Annotated in this window: 21 protein-coding genes; 20 read left to right on the top strand and 1 reads right to left on the bottom strand. The window is 47.6% G+C overall.

Translation table 11 applies throughout. The features are described from left to right. The first annotated feature begins 6 nt into the window (after positions 1–6). The 20 genes from H0G69_RS06435 to H0G69_RS06340 all read left to right on the top strand — a co-directional run bounded on the left by H0G69_RS06435 (position 7) and on the right by H0G69_RS06340 (position 15,912). Positions 7–351: a head-tail connector protein gene (locus H0G69_RS06435; RefSeq protein ID WP_180304479.1), complete on the top strand. Its 345-nt coding sequence runs from the start codon at positions 7–9 to the stop codon at positions 349–351. Continuing rightward, positions 314–673 carry a phage head closure protein gene (locus H0G69_RS06430; protein WP_180304478.1) on the top strand — a complete coding sequence of 120 codons (360 nt, stop codon included), beginning with the start codon at positions 314–316 and terminating at the stop codon, positions 671–673. The genes H0G69_RS06435 and H0G69_RS06430 overlap by 38 nt, the downstream gene beginning before the upstream one ends. Beyond that, positions 666–1,061 (top strand): HK97-gp10 family putative phage morphogenesis protein, encoded by a 396-nt coding sequence (locus tag H0G69_RS06425; protein WP_180304477.1) that lies wholly within the window; start codon positions 666–668, stop codon positions 1,059–1,061. The genes H0G69_RS06430 and H0G69_RS06425 overlap by 8 nt, the downstream gene beginning before the upstream one ends. Next, positions 1,058–1,444 (top strand): DUF806 family protein, encoded by a 387-nt coding sequence (locus H0G69_RS06420; RefSeq protein WP_240164326.1) that lies wholly within the window; start codon positions 1,058–1,060, stop codon positions 1,442–1,444. Before H0G69_RS06425 ends, H0G69_RS06420 begins: the two co-directional genes overlap by 4 nt. Then, a complete protein-coding gene (locus H0G69_RS06415; protein WP_180304476.1) occupies positions 1,445–2,125 on the top strand; it encodes a phage tail protein in 681 nt (226 codons plus the stop codon). A gap of 63 nt (positions 2,126–2,188) precedes the next feature. Then, a complete protein-coding gene (locus H0G69_RS06410; protein WP_180304475.1) occupies positions 2,189–2,614 on the top strand; it encodes a hypothetical protein in 426 nt (141 codons plus the stop codon). Between the two features lie 180 nt (positions 2,615–2,794). Further along, positions 2,795–6,745, top strand: a complete 3,951-nt coding sequence (locus tag H0G69_RS06405) for a phage tail tape measure protein (RefSeq protein WP_180304474.1) — start codon at positions 2,795–2,797, stop codon at positions 6,743–6,745. 15 nt (positions 6,746–6,760) lie between these two features. Beyond that, a complete protein-coding gene (locus H0G69_RS06400) occupies positions 6,761–7,603 on the top strand; it encodes a phage tail domain-containing protein (RefSeq protein ID WP_180304473.1) in 843 nt (280 codons plus the stop codon). Continuing rightward, a complete protein-coding gene (locus H0G69_RS06395; RefSeq protein WP_180304472.1) occupies positions 7,600–8,859 on the top strand; it encodes a phage tail protein in 1,260 nt (419 codons plus the stop codon). The genes H0G69_RS06400 and H0G69_RS06395 overlap by 4 nt, the downstream gene beginning before the upstream one ends. Continuing rightward, positions 8,837–10,003, top strand: coding sequence for a GH25 family lysozyme (locus H0G69_RS06390; RefSeq protein WP_180304471.1), 1,167 nt, complete (start codon positions 8,837–8,839; stop codon positions 10,001–10,003). Before H0G69_RS06395 ends, H0G69_RS06390 begins: the two co-directional genes overlap by 23 nt. 14 nt (positions 10,004–10,017) lie before the next feature. Next, complete coding sequence (locus tag H0G69_RS06385) at positions 10,018–10,425, top strand: hypothetical protein (protein ID WP_180304470.1); 408 nt, start codon at positions 10,018–10,020, stop codon at positions 10,423–10,425. A 2-nt stretch (positions 10,426–10,427) separates the two neighbouring features. Further along, positions 10,428–11,294, top strand: a complete 867-nt coding sequence (locus H0G69_RS06380; protein ID WP_180304469.1) for a BppU family phage baseplate upper protein — start codon at positions 10,428–10,430, stop codon at positions 11,292–11,294. 92 nt (positions 11,295–11,386) lie between these two features. Continuing rightward, entirely contained in the window at positions 11,387–11,800 is a 414-nt protein-coding gene (locus tag H0G69_RS06375) for a hypothetical protein (RefSeq protein ID WP_180304468.1), read from the top strand. Between the two features lie 27 nt (positions 11,801–11,827). Next, a complete protein-coding gene (locus H0G69_RS06370) occupies positions 11,828–12,244 on the top strand; it encodes a hypothetical protein (protein ID WP_180304467.1) in 417 nt (138 codons plus the stop codon). Positions 12,245–12,258: 14 nt separating this feature from the next. Then, the gene (locus H0G69_RS06365; protein ID WP_180304466.1) at positions 12,259–12,810 is read left to right on the top strand and encodes a YomQ N-terminal domain-containing protein; all 552 of its coding nucleotides are present in this window, start codon (positions 12,259–12,261) and stop codon (positions 12,808–12,810) included. Positions 12,811–12,827: 17 nt separating this feature from the next. After that, the gene (locus H0G69_RS06360) at positions 12,828–13,022 is read left to right on the top strand and encodes an XkdX family protein (RefSeq protein ID WP_240164325.1); all 195 of its coding nucleotides are present in this window, start codon (positions 12,828–12,830) and stop codon (positions 13,020–13,022) included. A gap of 74 nt (positions 13,023–13,096) precedes the next feature. Beyond that, positions 13,097–13,423 carry a hypothetical protein gene (locus tag H0G69_RS06355; RefSeq protein ID WP_180304465.1) on the top strand — a complete coding sequence of 109 codons (327 nt, stop codon included), beginning with the start codon at positions 13,097–13,099 and terminating at the stop codon, positions 13,421–13,423. After that, positions 13,420–13,773, top strand: a complete 354-nt coding sequence (locus tag H0G69_RS06350; RefSeq protein WP_180304464.1) for a phage holin, LLH family — start codon at positions 13,420–13,422, stop codon at positions 13,771–13,773. Before H0G69_RS06355 ends, H0G69_RS06350 begins: the two co-directional genes overlap by 4 nt. Position 13,774: 1 nt before the next feature. Next, complete coding sequence (locus H0G69_RS06345) at positions 13,775–14,689, top strand: GH25 family lysozyme (protein ID WP_180304463.1); 915 nt, start codon at positions 13,775–13,777, stop codon at positions 14,687–14,689. Between the two features lie 11 nt (positions 14,690–14,700). Then, positions 14,701–15,912 carry a hypothetical protein gene (locus tag H0G69_RS06340; RefSeq protein ID WP_180304462.1) on the top strand — a complete coding sequence of 404 codons (1,212 nt, stop codon included), beginning with the start codon at positions 14,701–14,703 and terminating at the stop codon, positions 15,910–15,912. Positions 15,913–16,016: 104 nt separating this feature from the next. On the opposite strand, the gene H0G69_RS06335 is transcribed toward H0G69_RS06340, so the two are convergent. Beyond that, on the bottom strand, positions 16,017–16,523 hold the full coding sequence (locus H0G69_RS06335) for an Ltp family lipoprotein (RefSeq protein WP_180304461.1): 507 nt from the start codon (positions 16,521–16,523) through the stop codon (positions 16,017–16,019). Positions 16,524–16,530 lie beyond the last annotated feature (7 nt).

Here is a 16,530-nt window from a genome sequence, read left to right as displayed (position 1 = left end):
ATTTAAATGGCTGTATCAGTAGACGATGTAAAAAAGGTACTATACCTTGACGGCACGGACGATGACGTACTGCTGCAAGCCTACATTGGTGCAGCCGAGCAGTATGTTAAAGGTGCAATTGGTGATGGGGATGCATTTTACACGCAAAGCAATGTCTCGCCATTGTTTGATATGGCGGTAAAGTCGCTTGCAGCTACTTATTACCAATACCGCCTGAGCATGTCAGATGTCCAGACATACGAGATTGATCTGACCGTCAACAGCATTATTGGTCAGCTGCGTGGACGATACGACGTTTGGGAGGCGAGCCAAGATGAAACTACCAATCAGCCGTCTGAACCACATAATTGAAATCGGTACGGTATCAACTGTTCCGAGCAGGACATTAGGCGGTTCGCATCAAAAGTTTGTGCCGACTCAAACTCTGCACTGCGCAATCTATCAGCGGTCTCAATCACAGCAGTATGCTCTGGTTGGGACGGCATTAGCAGATACAACGGTAGTAGCTGTCCGCTCTCAGTATCACGTTGACAAACAGCTCAAGGTGAGATTCAAGGGCGACAGTACGATCTATGACATCTTGACCATATCCAGGGATGAGAGCCATACGACTACGCGTTATGATCTGTTGACGCTTAAGGATACTAAGAAAGCTGGTGCTACCAATGGATGATCTCGGTAAAATGTTAGAGGTATTTGGCAAGAACGCCGAAAAATTCGCCATTCCTGATCATGCTACGAGGAAAGCGATGACTGCTGCTGGAGCAAAAGTTTTAGCAGACGAGTTGCGCAAAGCAACCCCGCGCTCGACAAAGAAAAATCCAAAGTATGGCCACCTGCAAGACAATGTTGGTTTTCAAAATACTGACATTGACGGTGAAGATGACGGCAATTCCGTTGTCGGCTTTGGTCAAAAAGCCTATATCGCCAGATTCCTAAATGATGGAACCGTTAAGATGAAGGCTACTCACTTTGCTGACAACGCGCGTCGCGATTCGGCTGACAAGGTTTTTGCAGCAGAGAAAAAGGTTCTTGATGCAAGAAATGGCGGTGTTAAATGATGGAACTGCCAGTTTTTCAAGCACTAGATCTGATCAATGGCAAATTTGACTGGATTGATGAGATTTATACCGATTCGATCCCAGAAGAAGAGTCCGATTATGAAGGCAAGACGATCTGCTTGATTACAGAATGGCTGAACGAGCCCACCTACTATGCCAACCACACTTTCAAGGGATGGACGGTCGGTGTGGAAGTTCAGATATTCTACAAACTCGACAACGATGTCAGCACGCTAGATGGCGAGCAGGCACTGGCACGGCTGTTTGTTGATAATAATTGGACTGTCGAACAATCGAAGAATCACATAAAAGACCCCGACACTAAACAAGTGACGAAGGTCTTTTATTTTGCAAAAAATGAAATTATCAAGGAGGGGAATTAAATGTCCGCAGGTATTTCTACTTCCGGTATCAATTGGATCGCGTTAGGGATGATCGACGATACCGGGAAGCTTATTGCTGACGCTACAAAAGGGCTCTCTGAGTCCGGCGTAGTATTGCTGGACGGTGATGGCGAAGGTGCCACGACTGCCAACATTACTAACATCGAAGAAGCAGGCACGCAACAATACGCTAACAACAAAGTTAAGCGTAACGCTCATGGTACGCCAACTCCACAGGTTGCCGTTACGTACCTCGATTTGCCATATGAAATTGGCATGAAGTGCACCGGCTATGAACTTGATACAACTGGTGGTGCTACGTTGGGCAAAAAGCCACACTTGGCAATGCTGATTTGCTCTGACGATTTCAAGGGCAACAAGTACTTTGACGGGTTTGCCAATGGCGAAATGATTATGCCAACTCGTAATCATGGTACCAACAACAAAAACGAAACTGACGCCAACGCTGCATTTACCTACCAAGCTTTGACGCCAATTGATGACACTGTCTTTGTCAACTCCAAGGGCACGCAACAGCCTTACAAACAATGGAACAGTGGCGCAACTGGATTTAGTGCTGCAGCTATGCTTAAGGAAGTATTCGGCGGCTATGTCGGCGATGACATTACCAAGCATGGTCAAGCTACCACTACCACCAGCAACACTGTTACTCACAGCTAAAAAATTTAAAGTCGCCTAGTAAATACACAGTACCAATGGGGCGGCTGATATGAGGTGTCAAAAATGGAAAAAATTAAAGTAGATGCATCCCTGTTTGGCATTAAGCAGCCAATTGTGATTAAGCCAACCGTACGGGTAACGTACAAGCTTAACCAGTTTATGAAGCAGGCGTTAGAGGCTTCCCTGGCTACTGATGAGTCTGTTAACGATGAGGATGCACAAGGGAAATTTGTTGAAGTCATTGATCAAGAAGCCGAATTTATTGATGGTGCAATCAAGTTTATCGCGCAATTGCTGCATATTGACGAAGACCGTATTTGGGACAACGCTACCGAAACAGAAATTGGGGCTTATCTATCCTATCTGCGCAGTCGTACATCTGGCGTTAGCGAAAAAGAGGCACAAGAAGCACTTAAATCTACGGATGAATCCCCAAAATCGGAAGCGGAGAAATCCGCAAAAGAATCTGGGAGATCAATCAAGAAATAGAAGACATCAATTACCTTAAGCAGCAGTTGATGCTTAATAGTGGTGTTTTGCCAGATGATTTAGACAATCAAAATTATTTGGAACTGTTGGAAACTTTGAATGCGCGGTCAAGGGATGACAGGCCAATGAGCCCAGAAGACGCGCACGCACAATTATCTAAGATGTTTGGAGGTGGATAGCTTGAAAGTACAGAATGAAATGGCCACACGGATTTCGGTTGATACGATTTCTGCCGTTGGGAGCATGTCCGCCTTCCGAAACGCAATCACGGCCACAACCAATGCCTGGAAGGCTCAAGAAATAGCCTTAAAAAACAGCGGCGACTATACGCAGGCGGCTAAGGTGAAACTTGATGGCCTTACTCAGGCGATGGAACTGCAGCGTGCCAAGATTGAAGAACTGCGCAGTCGTCAAGATGGTCTTGATCAGTCAAACGAGAAACAGGCCAACCAATGGCTAAAACTTGAAAAGCAGATCAATCAAGCCAATCGTCAATTAGCCAGCTACGAAGCTCAAGCTCAGCGTGCTAAAGCAGCCTATGAGTATCAAGCATCCGGCTTATCAGACCTGCAGTCCAAGTACAAGTTGACGCAATCGGCATCACAAGCCTACGTTGACCGTATGGCGGCCGAACATCGCACCGCTTCTGAAACCGTTGCACGCTATCATCAACTGGCTTCTGGCCTGGAAAACTTGCAACAGCAGTATAAGATCCAGTCCAGAATGCTTGAGGAAATCAAGAGCCGTTCTGGCGAAACGTCTGACGCTTATCTCAAGCAGAAACAACGGTTAGACGAAACTGCAACGTCGATTGCTAAAACGCAAGATGAACTTAAACAGCTTCGTGTACAGGAGGCATCCCTTGAGCCGACTGGTATTGCTCGTGTTGACAATGCGATCATCAAGATGCGCGACCACACTGAGCAGATTCAGCCAAGGCTGGACCGGCTTAAAGGCCAGGTAAACAATTTCTGGGATTCTGTTAAAAGCGGGGTTATGGCTGCCGGAATTGCCGTTAGTGCATTTACTGCATATACGGTTGATGGTGCCAAGAAGGCTGAAGACATACAACATACGTACGTCACCAACACCAACCTGATGACGACTGCCGGCGAAAAGCACAAGGATGTCCAGAAGGCAATCAATCAGATGTATGCCGATGGTTCCAGCCTGTCGGTCAAATACGGTGTATCACAACAGCAAATTGCCGAAGGTTACCAGACGCTGATCAAGCGTGGGTATGACAGTCAGATGGCTTTGGGTGCCATGCCACAACTTCTTAAAGCAGCTAAGGCTTCCGGGGATGACTTTAACGATGCTATGGAAGTCACGACCTCAACTTTGGAAGCCTTCGGGATGAAGTCCGACAATGCTAACAAGATGATGCAGGCCACGTCTTATACAGCAAACACTCTGGCTAAGGCAGCTGACGTTACGTCTACCGACTTTTCTAAGCTTGGTATTGGTATGCAGTATGCCGGCGGTACGGCCAAAGGTGCTGGTATCTCGATGAGAGATGCTGCATCAGCGCTGGGTGAGTTGTCCAACAACGGTTTGGAAGCATCTCAAGCCGGTACAAGTCTGCAGCGGATTATCGTACGTCTGTCCAGTGGCTCTCAAAGTGCGACAAAAGCATTTAAAGAGTATGGATTGTCAATGGATGACTTCAAGACTAAGTCTGGGAAACTTAAATCGATTCCAGAAATCTTTGACCAGATCAACAAGAAGGTTCCTAAGGCAGACCGGCTGAAAGTCTTTAACCAGGCATTCGGCCAGTCGGCACAATCCGCCGCTGTTATCTTGTCTAACAACCTCAAGGACCTTGATGAAGTCGAAGGCAAGGTTAAGACTGCGTACAACGAAGACTATGTCGGCAAGCTGGCTCTGCGCAACATGAAGTCTGCTAAGAGCGCGCAAGACCGGTTCAAGTACGCATCGCAAGCAATTCAAATTGAGGTTGGTCAGGCACTTCTGCCGGCAATTTCTAAAGCTTCGGTTGCTTTGGCGGAAGCATTCAGCAAAAAGTCTACTAAAAAGGCATTTGCAGACCTAGCCAAGGACCTTGGTAAACTCTCGATGGCGGTTGTCAACTTTGCTGTGTACTGTTCCAAGCATAAGACAATGGTAGTTGGCTTTGCTAAAGCTGTTGCGGCGGCATTTGTCTTTACCAAAGCAATGACCGGCCTTAATGCTCTGATTAAAGGAATTGGGCTTTTTGCTCGTGTGCTCAAGGTGGCCACGCTTGGGTTCAACCCTTGGATGATTGCAATCGAAATCGCACTTGCACTGATCATTAAGTACCATAAACAGATTGGCAAGTTCGCCAAAGATTTTGGCAAAGCCTTTAAGGACCTGGGCACGCTTATTGTCAAACGAACCAAGGAAACCAACAAAGAAATCGGCAACTGGTGGAACTCGACTAAAAAGAGCTTTGCGGACGGCTGGAAAGATCTGAAGAAAAAGACCGGTGATGGAATTGATGCCGTAGAACGTGGCTGGGACAGATTGAGCAGCGATACTGCCCGCTCGGCTCAGCAGATGTTTAACAAGCATAAGTCAACATTCCAAGCGGGCTATAAAGTTATCGAGGACCGGACTACTACTTGGCATGATCTTGTTTCGGGACGTTGGGATCGCTTAGGCGAAGACACCGAACGTACTGCACAGGACATGTTTAAGTTCAACCGCAAGATTTTTTCTGATATGTACAACAAGCTAAATGATATGACGGGCGGTCGTTTAGGAGACATGCTCAAGATTTGGCAGGACATTTTTGGCAAGATCCAAGATGCGGTTAGCAATGCAGTTGGCAGTGTACATCGCCATTTCGTTGATTTGGTAAATGGTGTACTTAAGCCATTTAAGACCATGATCGATGACGTCAAAGGCGGTATCAACTGGATTCTTGATAAAGTCGGTGGATCTAAGATTGGTGGAGATTTCAGCATTTCGATGCCAAGCTACGCCAACGGTACCAACGACACTCATCCCGGTGGCTTTGCCAAAGTCAATGACGGCTTGACGGCACACTATCGTGAGATGTTTATGACCAAAGATGGCCAAGTTGGGATGTTCCCAGCTAAGCGCAACTTGATTCTGCCATTGCCAAAGGGTACCAGTGTGCTTGACGGTGAACGGAGCTATCAGCTGTCGCGTATGTTCGGGATGATTCCGCATTATGCAGACGGTGTGGGCAATGCTTTCAGCTCACTGCTCAGCAAAGTCGGAGATGCAACTGATGATGTTTTAGGCATGGTCGACAAAATCATGTCAAAGCCGGTCGAGTTTATGGAATCCGTATTCCAAAAATTTGTCCACGTCAGCACGCCGGTTAAGTTTGCTGCAGAGTTAGTCAAGGACGTACCGGTTTATATCGCTAAGCAGATGGGCAACTGGATCAAAAAGCAGTTTGAGACGCTTGCCAACCCAGGCGGTGCCGGGGTCGAACGTTGGCGGCCTTACATCATCAAAGCCTTCAAGACTTTGGGTGTTGAAGCTACTGCTACGAAGGTTTCTAAACTGTTAAAACAGATCCAGACCGAATCTGGCGGTAATCCAACCGTACCGCAAAAGGTCTGGGACATTAACATGGCGAACGGCAATCCCGCACAAGGGTTGCTGCAGTTCATCCCAAGTACTTTTAACCATTGGGCAATTCCTGGCCACAAACAAATCCTTAATGGATATGACCAGATCTTAGCTGCTATCAACGCTCTGGAACATGGCGGTGAAGGTGGCTGGGGCAATGTCGGTCAAGGCCACGGCTGGGCTAATGGTGGTCTGATCTCTAACCATGGCGTTTATGAGATTGCAGAAAAGAACATGCCAGAATATGTCATCCCGACCGACATCAGCAGACGGTCACGTGCATATCAGCTGCTTGGCGAGATCGTTACAAGATTCCGCAACGATGATCCTACTTTGAGCCATAATGCTCAATTTGTCGGCGAAAATAATCGCCAGTCAGACGCTCTGAGTCGCAAGTTAGACGAGTTACTGTCCAAGTTTGATATTTTGTTGCGTCTGAGCGGCGATCAGGTAGACGCGATTAAAGCACAAGGCAGTCTTGATATGCAACAGTTGTACAAAAAGGAAGCAAAAGACGCGCGCATGCGTCAATTAGGATTCTAGGAAGGGGATGAGCAGATGTCGGATCCATATATCATGATCAAGGTTGGCGATCAGCAGGAAATCAATCTCTGCGATCAGATAACCGGACTGCGTTATCTCGGATTGGACGACGCCAGCTCGTCGCCACAATTTACCAATCAGTACCAAGATACGACTGGCACTGATGGCTCGCCATTTGCCGGTCAGATCTTTGCTAAAAGGACATTTAGCGAGAAATTCTGGCTTAGCTTTGGCGGATATGATGATTTAGTGTTGGCCAAACATGAGCTTTATCGATTGTTTGGCTCACGCAAGTTGGTTCGGGTACGGACTGACACCAGTCCAGGCAAGGTATACTTTGGCATCCCAACGCCATTTGATATCGCGCCGATTACCCCAGGGTCTAATGACGCCAACTTTTCAATTCCGTTTGACGTACCGAACGGTTATCGTTATTCGCTGTATCGGAGTGATTCGTTGCCTAGCGTGGCTGACGGCTGGCAGTTTGGCATGAATCTGCCTAAGAATCTGCCGAGCTATCATTTTACGTCAACGAGTTTTGACGTCTACAACGCCAGCGATATTGCGATTGACCCGTACTATCAGCGCCATGATCTCAAAATCTCATGCAGGTTTAATGGCAACTCCATTAAGCTTACCAACAAGACCAATGGCGCCAGCTGGCAGTACACGCAGTCTAACGATGGCAGTCATACGGTCGTACTCAACGGGATTAACACCTATCTGGACGGCAACCTTGCCAACACTAAGACTGACTACGGGACAATATCGTTGGAGCCCGGATGGAACAGCTTTACTGCCGAAGGAGCCGGCAGTGTGGACATCACGTTCAGCTTTCCGTTCGTTTATCTGTCATGAGCGTAGTCTTAAAGGTAGCTGCTACCAAAGATCATGCTCTGAAGGTGCCTAATGGTGATGATCAGATCGCCATGCTCCACTCGGCACTGGAAGACAGCATCTATATCAGTTGGGAAGTCAATAACACGTACCAAGCGTACTTTACGGCTTGGGATGACGAGTCCGTTGCCTATCAAATGCTGACCGTGCAGAACATGGTCGAGATTGACGGGCAGTGGTTTGTCATCAAACAGTGCGAGCCGGACTACTCTGGCGGTATTGGTACGACAGCTGTTACTCTGCAGCATATCTCCGGCGAAATCAGCCGAATGCACATCTACGGTAGTGATCCAGTTGATTGGGGACAGTACTCGCATACTGGCAACAGCAATGTATCCTTGGACGTGCCGAATAATACTGACACGGTCGCTCAGTCGGTGTCTCCAAGCGATATCCTTAATGCCTTTTTTGGCGGTGATAACGGTAAGAACTGGAACATCACCTACCAGGTAATCGGCAGCTTTAACAATGCAATGGTTGAAAACCCTTATGCAGCCGGTTCTGGCAAGGACGCTATCAGCCGGATTCTGGAAGCATGGACGTCAGCGGTCTTTTGGCCGGACAATCTTAATCTGCGTATCTACTCGCATGATGAGTTCTACAAAGACTATGGCCACCGCTATGACTATCTGCGTGATACTTCAGAAGTCCAGCTGCAGTATGACACCACCGATATGACAAACGCTGCCCGTCTGGTTGGCGCGACACAGGAAATCCAGACTACCACTGATTCTAAGGAGCAGTACTACTTTGCTCCTTTTTATTTTGTCGATGAAGCCAGCCATCAGCGTTGGGGATTGTTCGTTGGGGATGACATCACCAGTGACACCATCACTGACAAGGAGCAAATGAAAGCTTATGCCGAGTCGCAATTTAAAGCTAATCCAGACTTTACTCTGCAGCTTACGGTTGATCCAGGTAAAGAGATTATCGAAGGTGATATGGTACGGCTGGAGATTCGGCCGGCTGACTACGTCACCAAAGTTGGATTGGTTGGGTATCAGAAATATCCATACAGCCATACGCAGTCGTCTACGGCTACGCTAAACAGCAATGCTGCTAACATCCTTGATTTTCAACGGTCACAGCAGACTAATCTGTCCAGACTGCAAGAGCAGACTAAATCACTGATCATTAGCAGCAATAACAGGGATGATTCAAACAACGCCTGGAACGAAACGGAGGTGAAGGCATTTGACGACAGCAAACGTAGTTGACGTATCGGAATGGCAGCCGACCAGTATCGACTGGGCCAATATGAAAGCTAACGGCGTCAAAGCAGTAGTCGTGCGTATCGGTCATGGCGTGACGCGTGATGAGCGCGCAGCAGACCATATCGCCAACGCAACTAAAGCCGGGCTGATTGTTCATGCCTATCACTACTACGAAGGCGTGGACGGAGAACTGCAATACTCGGTCAACAACGCTAAGAGCCTAAACATCCAGCCTAACGTGTACTACTTTCTCGACATGGAAGGCACGATTGCCGGCTCATGGCCGAGCATCTTTGAATCGTTCCGCAAACAGTGGTCAGCGTACGGCTGGAATACCGGTCTGTACTGCTCATTAAGCAACTACGCCAAGTTTGACGACGCCACGCTTGTTAAGCAGGGCGTGTACCGTTGGATTGCGGCGTGGGGCAGTGATCAGCCAAGCAATGCCGACATGTGGCAGTACGACAGCAAGACAGGTCTAGGCAACTATACAAGTGCACTAGACAAGGACGTTGATATTGCCGGCAAGCTGATCAAAGCGCCGGACAGCACGGTTGTTGAACCAACCGATCCGAACGGCAACTACACGATCAAGCCTGGCGCTTTTGTCGGGTTTGACCATTCAACCACTGAGCTACAAGGCGGCGAGATGCTGGTTGCCAGTCCGGACGGCCAAAATAAAATCCCCAAGCTGTCGCCAGACGGCCAGTTCCTGTTCAACAACAACGACGGGGACAATATGTGGACACTTATCAAGCCTAAGATACAGATGCCTAAGCTTGACTGGTCCGCGATAACCAACAAGCCAGATGTTGCACTTAAGTCCGACCTGACGTGGGCTAACATCTCGGGCAAGCCAAGCATACCTGATGTCGACGCTACGACAACTGTATCAAGCGGCGACCTTAATGACTACACGACAACGGGCAAGTACTACATGCCTAATGCGTTGTCTAACTACACTAATCATCCGGCCACCGGTACTGATATGGGCGACTGGTTCGTCATGAAAGTCGATGCATATCACAGTGGTGACATGATAGTGCAGACAATCTATCAGACTAATTCTGGTGATGTTTGGATACGGCAGCGATGGAGCAACGCCTGGAAATCATGGCGTCAAGTAACGTTCTGGCCACACAGTTAAGGGAGGTGATCTTAATGGATTTAATCGGCTATGTGACAAACAGTATCACTGCTGTATATCAAAAGATTGCCTACCTATATCAGCTGGAGATAGAAGTTAATGACGACTATGAGCTTAGCGTTCCAACGCTAACCGTAGAAGAGTGTAATGAAACTGCGCTTAATCGCAATTCCAGACTATGGATATTTCGAGTGTTAAAGTGCATGGCCTATGACATCAACAATCTGGTTACGCTATACAACAAGCAGCAGCTGATTGATTGGGATGCTGATGGCGAGCCGTTAACGCCGCCATATAGCGTGGTCATGCCAACGTCGTTAGCTTTCAGCGAGGCCAAGACCGTTTTAGATGATGACTTTAAACGAGCGCTTGAGCTGTTAGGACAGCTTGAACGCTATGCAAATAACATGAAAGGAGACTGATTATGGCAGCGATTAATACGCGAGTTGTCTTGGACTTGGTCCGGGACGCGCAACCGAACGCAAGCTCGATTGTCGATTTAACGCCGTATTTTCAAGGGCGGGTTGGCGACAGCCAAGCACCAATGCCACTAGCGTTGAAAATGGACGGTCGACCACAGGATATGACCGGCTACGGCTTTCAGATCGAAGCAACTGATAGCGCAGGACACACCTTTGTGCTTTCCAACTGTGCTAAAGAAGTTGCGCAGTCTGATAGCTTTAAACGTGGATTCTTCACGGTAATCTGGGCAGCAGAAATGTTTCAGAATCCCGGCATTATGACAGGTGCCTTTGTGATAACCAATCCAGACACCAATGAACGAATTTCCACGTTGGACTTTAACCTGAATGTCTTAGGGCAAGCAGTTAGCTTTAACACACTAAATGACAGCTACAGCAACCGACTCGAAGACGTTATCAACGACTTAAAGTCAAAAGCAGATGAAATGATCAATGGTACATCCATTGCAACGTTGACTGCACAACTTAAGTCTGCTCAATCGGCTTTGGAGACTGCAACAAGCTTGATCAACACAAAGGGTATCCCAACAACGGTTGATATGCAGAATTATGTGAAGAGCTATATGGTGGCTCAGAATACTGGCGACGATCTCAACACGTTGACCACGCCTGGTATGAGCTACTATGTAACAACGACTTCTGCTGGCAATTTGCCAAATGGCAAGCTGGGACTGCTCAGCATTCATGGTAATACATCACACTTGCTGCAGGTTTTCACGGACGCTGACCAGAACGCTTTTGTGCGGGGATATGAGAACAATGTTTGGTCTAATTGGCGTCAAGTAACATTCTGGCCAAAGGAGGCATAGAAATGATTACGTTTGTAAATATTTCTGGGGGGGGGCGCAGCTGCGCTCCTGATTAGCAATAGTGGCACTGCCAAGATTGGAGGTGCCTACTAATGTCAATCAAATTAATCAACAACGGACAAGAGGACTGGCTTAATACTCTTAACGCAAACTCCGCATTGATCAACAAACTGCCTGTTGATGGCGCTATTCATGTCAACTCACCAGCTACCTTTTTAAGTGGCGCATCTGGCTACTCTAATTGCTGGTATCTGCCGTTTAATGGTGGAAAATTAGTTGTCTTATCTCTCTGGCAGATTGCAACTACAACAAGCATAGTGCGCCATGACTTGTTTAGTTTGCCAGATGCGTTAGCTCCTTCATACGCAGTAGGAGCAATTTTAAACGAAGTCAGTTATATCACCAATCGCCATGCTAGCCAGAATGCTTTCACGTTCTGGTCTTCAAACACTACTGATAATCTGATGGATATGGATACTACGCTGGTTTATCTGCACTTCGACTAACTAAGCCAGTCCTGGAAAGGACAAAAAATGGCTTTAACACAATTAACCCCAGTTGAGAACTGGACAAAAATCATCAACGATAACTTTGGGAAGACAGATCTTGCAAACCTAAACTGGCATCGAGTTAATTTTGCTTGCACAGTGCTTAATGGCGCAACGTTAGTTGCTAATGACCTTTTCTACGCTAACATTGGGCAAGCAAAACTATGCTTACTAGAAATTTCTGGATTAAAAATTAGCAATTTGACACAAGGCGCTGAGTATTTCAGTGTACCTACCAATTACGCCCCAAGCCATGTGGTTAGTGCATCACTTGATCAATGTTCTTACACTGCTGAGACTTCGTTCGGCGGGGGGAATACTTTCCAGGTATGGAGTACCAATAACGCAATCGGCTATGGCAATGCATCAATGGTATGGCTTCACGTTGATGGCGGGCTGTAGAAAGGAGCAATGAAATGAACGATACAATTGTAGTCTATGAGTTTGACACAAAAGACCGTACGCACCATTATCTTGATGCAGTACAGGTCAGTGCAGATGCCAAACTTCAAGACAATCAAACTACTGTGGCTCCAAATGGGTCACAGTTTTTTAATGGGAAAGAATGGGTAGACGAACTGGTCAGTGCCTATCATTATGATGACAATGGCTACTTCAACTATTTCTCAAGCGTGCCAAAAGGATCAGATTTGGAGGCAAATGAGACACTGATTGTGCCATATGACGCTAATGGTGCGGGGATGTATAAGCCGAAGTGGGATGCTACGCAAGGCAAGTGGATTGAGACGCTAAGTAAAGAGGAGATTGAAGAACTCAACAAGCCAGCAACGCCAGAACCAACCGCTGAGCAACAGATGATCAGCCTGCTGGGCCAACAGGTAGCCAAAACTAACGCCGAAAACGTACAGATCAAGCAGGACAACGCGCAACTTAAGCAGATGGTGTCCATGCTTGGCCAAACGGTTGCTCAGCTTAAGGCACAATCTACGACTACGACGACTAACTAAGGGGAGAGTGAGAGACTATGATGACTGAATTTGACTTTGTCAAGACGATTTACTCTTGGGGGTTCCCGATTGAGTGCTACGTACAGTACAACACGATCACTAAAGATCAGTACAAGGAAATCACTGGCAAGGACTACGTGGACGCAAGTACGTCTACGTCAGATGCCGGTGCCAGCGAATCCACGAGCACGGATACAGTCAAGCCTAGTTAACTAAAACATAGTCGCCAGAGAAAGATAACAGTACCATGTGGGGCGGCTTTTAGATCAGGAAAGCGAGGCGAGACATGGATATGCATAGACCTTTTGGCTTTGATTGGGGGGAGCTAGTCAGCATTGTGACGCTGATTGGGGTTGTCATGACGTACTTCAAGACGTCAATCACACACACGGCTCATGACTCGAACAAGGCCGAATTTGACCGGCTGGGCGACTCAATCGCTCAGTTAAATCAAACGATGATTAAAGTTAACATGGCTCTGGACAGTCTCAAAGCTGACCGTGAGTCAACTAACCGACGGCTCAATAAGTTGGAAGCAACTACTGACAAACATGATGTTCAGCTGGCACGGATTGAGGAACATGTAATCGTCAAGGGGGATGACAAGCGATGAAAGTAGCAAATGATATTGTAGAATGGCTGATCCAATCTGGCACACTAGCCGTACTGGTGGCCTTTCTTTGGACATACGCAAAGCCGTTGTTGACCGCTAAGGCTAAGACTGCCAAAACGGAGCAATCGCGTCAGCTTTGGACGTTGGCCGAACAGGTAGCAGAAGCAGCCGTCAACACGATGGCTAGTCGCAACATGAGCGGAGCTGACAAATACGCTACGGCGGTTGAAATGGTACAAACATCATTGGCTAAGTCTGGACACCATATCGCGCCAGAAGACGCCGAATCGGTTGTACAGTCCGCTTATGAAAAGTCGGGTTTGGCAGAAAGCAAGAAAGGGGAAAACTAACATGACTATGTACAGTGTGGACGTATACAGTGGCTCGTCTGACAGCATCATCCAAGACAGCCACGCACAGGCAGTCATCGTTAAGGCTACACAGGGCACGGGCTACGTCAACCCTAAGTGCAATCACCAGGTGGAGCTGGCTAAATCGCTGGGCAAGAAGCTTGGCTACTACCACTACGCCGGCGGTGGTGATCCGGTAGCAGAGGCTGACTACTTTATCAACAATATCAGCGGTTATGTCGGTACGGGTATGCTAATTATTGACTGGGAGGGATACCAGAACAGCGCCTTTGGCAACACAACTTGGGTCCGCCGGTTTGTCGACCGTGTGCACGACCGGACCGGTGTCTGGTGTGTTATCTATGTGTCCGAGTCAGCTCTGGCTCAGGTAGCCAACTGTGCCAACGACTGTGGCGTGTGGGTCGCTAAGTACGCATCTATGACGTGGGGCAGTTGGACGGTGCCTAACATGGCAGTATCCAGCGGTGCGTTCAAGTTCATCACCGGTTGGCAGTACACCGGTGGCGACATGGACCGGTCTATCTGGTACCTAGACGCAGCGGCTTGGGACAAGTTTGCCAAAGCTAACGTATCCAACCCTGCACCGGCACCGCAGCCTAAGGTTGACCAGGCTAAGCCGGTCGTCAAACCGCAGACCACGTGGACGGACAACTTGGGTGCGGTATGGCACGCCGAAGACGGCAAGTTTATCAGCAACACGGCTTTACATCTGCGGTGGGGCGCTCTGCCAAGCGCATCTACGATTGCAGTCCTGCCGGCTGGCAGTGTTATCAAGTACGACGCCTGGTCGCGGGGCCGTGAATTCGTCTATGTGCGTCAACCACGTGGCAACGGCTATGGCTATGTAGCTGTCCGCAACGCTCGCACGGGCGAAGCGTATGGTAAGTTTGAATAGGAGTGATTAGGATGACACAGTTCGACATCACATATACTGACTTTAAGCGTGAAGATACGACTAACGATATCACCATCAAACTATATGCTGATAACAAACGGCCAATCATACCTGATGCCAGCCACACATGGAAAGCTAAGGTGGCTAAGGGAGATAAGTACGTTGGCGAATACCCGGTTACGATTTTCGGCAATGTTATCAAACTTTCGTCAAGTAACTTAACTAGACTGCCAGACGGTATCTATGCTCTAGAGCTGTGGGAAACCTATGACGGATCTACTGCTATCTATCCATCAACCGGAGTGATGGAGTTTAGGGTCCACGAAAATATCGATGATACACTGGGGACGATTGACCCGACTACCGATATCAACGCTATTATCGACGATCTGCATAAAGCCGGGCAGAACATCAAAGTAGTTGCCACCAACACTTTGCCTGCCGGTAGCAAAGCGTCAGTAACGCAGTCCATCACCAATGGTGAAAACCAGTTGACGTTTTACATTCCACAAGGCGACAAGGGTGAAAAAGGTGATGTAGGGCCTGCACCTACGTTAAAAATTGGGACAGTGACAAAACTGGACCCTGATCAGACACCAACAGCTAGTTTTAGTGGTGGTAATGGCTCCTACACGCTTGATCTGGGAATCCCGCAAGGCGTTCAAGGCGAAACAAATCCCACAGCTACACAGGCTTTGGATATCGCAAAAAGTGTGGATAGCAAGGTTAACGATATCACCAGCAATGGTGGTGGGCGTAACTTAATTGCAAATACTGGTACAGATATTGTGGTTGACGCTACGAGTGACTCTGCTGGCAATTGGGAGCTTACTAAATTGTACTTTACCGAACAACCTAAACAGGGTGATTTGATTACCGTATCAGCGGAAGGCACCTTGACGGGAACGGGTACACTAAGTGAGTATGAAGTCATTCTGTTCGATAACAGTACCTTGAATCCGAGAAGCCAAGCACAATATCTAAAGGCTGGCAAACGTGATAGTGTAACGCTTAGCCTTGATAACTTAAACGGTAGTGGCAATACCACCTTGCTCATTTATGCTGGCAAGGGTGGCGAAACACAAGGCAAGAAAAATGTCGTCCATCATCTTATGGTTGAAAAAGGAACGGTAGCTCACGACTGGCAACCAGCGCCAGAAGACATCCAGTCCGAGATTGACGCATTGAAGGAAGCTGTTAAAAAATTGGGAGGGACAATCTAGCCCCACTAGCTCCAGCAATGCGTAATACATTAATAGATGTAACCGAATAATAAAAGACAGTCCTGGCTCATAGGCTAGGACTGTCTTTTTGTTTACATATATAATTATTGTGGTAAGTGGCTAACAGCGTAGTCGGCTTGGTCTTGTGTGAACTTGTCGCCGGCATCAGAAGTAAGCTGATCGCGAATTGCTTCCGGTGACATATTTTGATCTTTCTGGTAGCTTTCTGCAGCTTTCAGAGCATTCTTGTTCCAGTCAGCTTTAACATGGTCAACTGCGTATTGAGCTGAAGCATCGTCAAACTTATCACCAGCATCAGAAGTAAGCTGATCATAAATTCCTTGCTTAGACATGTGCATGGTGTCAGAATAAGTTTGAGCGGATTTTAACGCTGCTACTTTGGTTGCAGAAACATGAGATGATGAAGAACTAGAGCTGGACTTAGCAGAAGATGAAGAGCTGCTTGATGATGAGCTGTTACTCCCACCGCTCACCGCTGCAGAGCCGATAAAGATAACCAGTACAACGAGGATCCAGAACCAAACTCGCTTGTAGATCGGTTTCTTTTCCACGTAAACCTTACCGTCTTCGCCTTTAATTTGCTTTGCCATTATGTAT

It is taken from the genome of Limosilactobacillus mucosae, from assembly GCF_013423865.1.
In the GTDB taxonomy this organism is placed as follows: Bacteria; Bacillota; Bacilli; order Lactobacillales; family Lactobacillaceae; genus Limosilactobacillus; species Limosilactobacillus mucosae.
Note: the sequence above shows the minus strand (reverse complement) of the source record. Positions and strands in the feature narration are given on the sequence as shown.

Excerpts from the sequence above, each read along its gene's own strand:
- H0G69_RS06435 (WP_180304479.1), top strand. The coding sequence starts at position 7 with ATGGCTGTATCAGTAGACGATGTAAAAAAGGTACTATACCTTGACGGC.
- H0G69_RS06430 (WP_180304478.1), top strand. The coding sequence starts at position 314 with ATGAAACTACCAATCAGCCGTCTGAACCACATAATTGAAATCGGTACG.
- H0G69_RS06425 (WP_180304477.1), top strand. The coding sequence starts at position 666 with ATGGATGATCTCGGTAAAATGTTAGAGGTATTTGGCAAGAACGCCGAA.
- H0G69_RS06420 (WP_240164326.1), top strand. The coding sequence starts at position 1,058 with ATGATGGAACTGCCAGTTTTTCAAGCACTAGATCTGATCAATGGCAAA.
- H0G69_RS06415 (WP_180304476.1), top strand. The coding sequence starts at position 1,445 with ATGTCCGCAGGTATTTCTACTTCCGGTATCAATTGGATCGCGTTAGGG.
- H0G69_RS06410 (WP_180304475.1), top strand. The coding sequence starts at position 2,189 with ATGGAAAAAATTAAAGTAGATGCATCCCTGTTTGGCATTAAGCAGCCA.
- H0G69_RS06400 (WP_180304473.1), top strand. The coding sequence starts at position 6,761 with ATGTCGGATCCATATATCATGATCAAGGTTGGCGATCAGCAGGAAATC.
- H0G69_RS06395 (WP_180304472.1), top strand. The coding sequence starts at position 7,600 with ATGAGCGTAGTCTTAAAGGTAGCTGCTACCAAAGATCATGCTCTGAAG.
- H0G69_RS06385 (WP_180304470.1), top strand. The coding sequence starts at position 10,018 with ATGGATTTAATCGGCTATGTGACAAACAGTATCACTGCTGTATATCAA.
- H0G69_RS06380 (WP_180304469.1), top strand. The coding sequence starts at position 10,428 with ATGGCAGCGATTAATACGCGAGTTGTCTTGGACTTGGTCCGGGACGCG.
- H0G69_RS06375 (WP_180304468.1), top strand. The coding sequence starts at position 11,387 with ATGTCAATCAAATTAATCAACAACGGACAAGAGGACTGGCTTAATACT.
- H0G69_RS06370 (WP_180304467.1), top strand. The coding sequence starts at position 11,828 with ATGGCTTTAACACAATTAACCCCAGTTGAGAACTGGACAAAAATCATC.
- H0G69_RS06365 (WP_180304466.1), top strand. The coding sequence starts at position 12,259 with ATGAACGATACAATTGTAGTCTATGAGTTTGACACAAAAGACCGTACG.
- H0G69_RS06360 (WP_240164325.1), top strand. The coding sequence starts at position 12,828 with ATGATGACTGAATTTGACTTTGTCAAGACGATTTACTCTTGGGGGTTC.
- H0G69_RS06355 (WP_180304465.1), top strand. The coding sequence starts at position 13,097 with ATGGATATGCATAGACCTTTTGGCTTTGATTGGGGGGAGCTAGTCAGC.
- H0G69_RS06350 (WP_180304464.1), top strand. The coding sequence starts at position 13,420 with ATGAAAGTAGCAAATGATATTGTAGAATGGCTGATCCAATCTGGCACA.
- H0G69_RS06345 (WP_180304463.1), top strand. The coding sequence starts at position 13,775 with ATGACTATGTACAGTGTGGACGTATACAGTGGCTCGTCTGACAGCATC.
- H0G69_RS06340 (WP_180304462.1), top strand. The coding sequence starts at position 14,701 with ATGACACAGTTCGACATCACATATACTGACTTTAAGCGTGAAGATACG.
- H0G69_RS06335 (WP_180304461.1), bottom strand. The coding sequence starts at position 16,523 with ATGGCAAAGCAAATTAAAGGCGAAGACGGTAAGGTTTACGTGGAAAAG.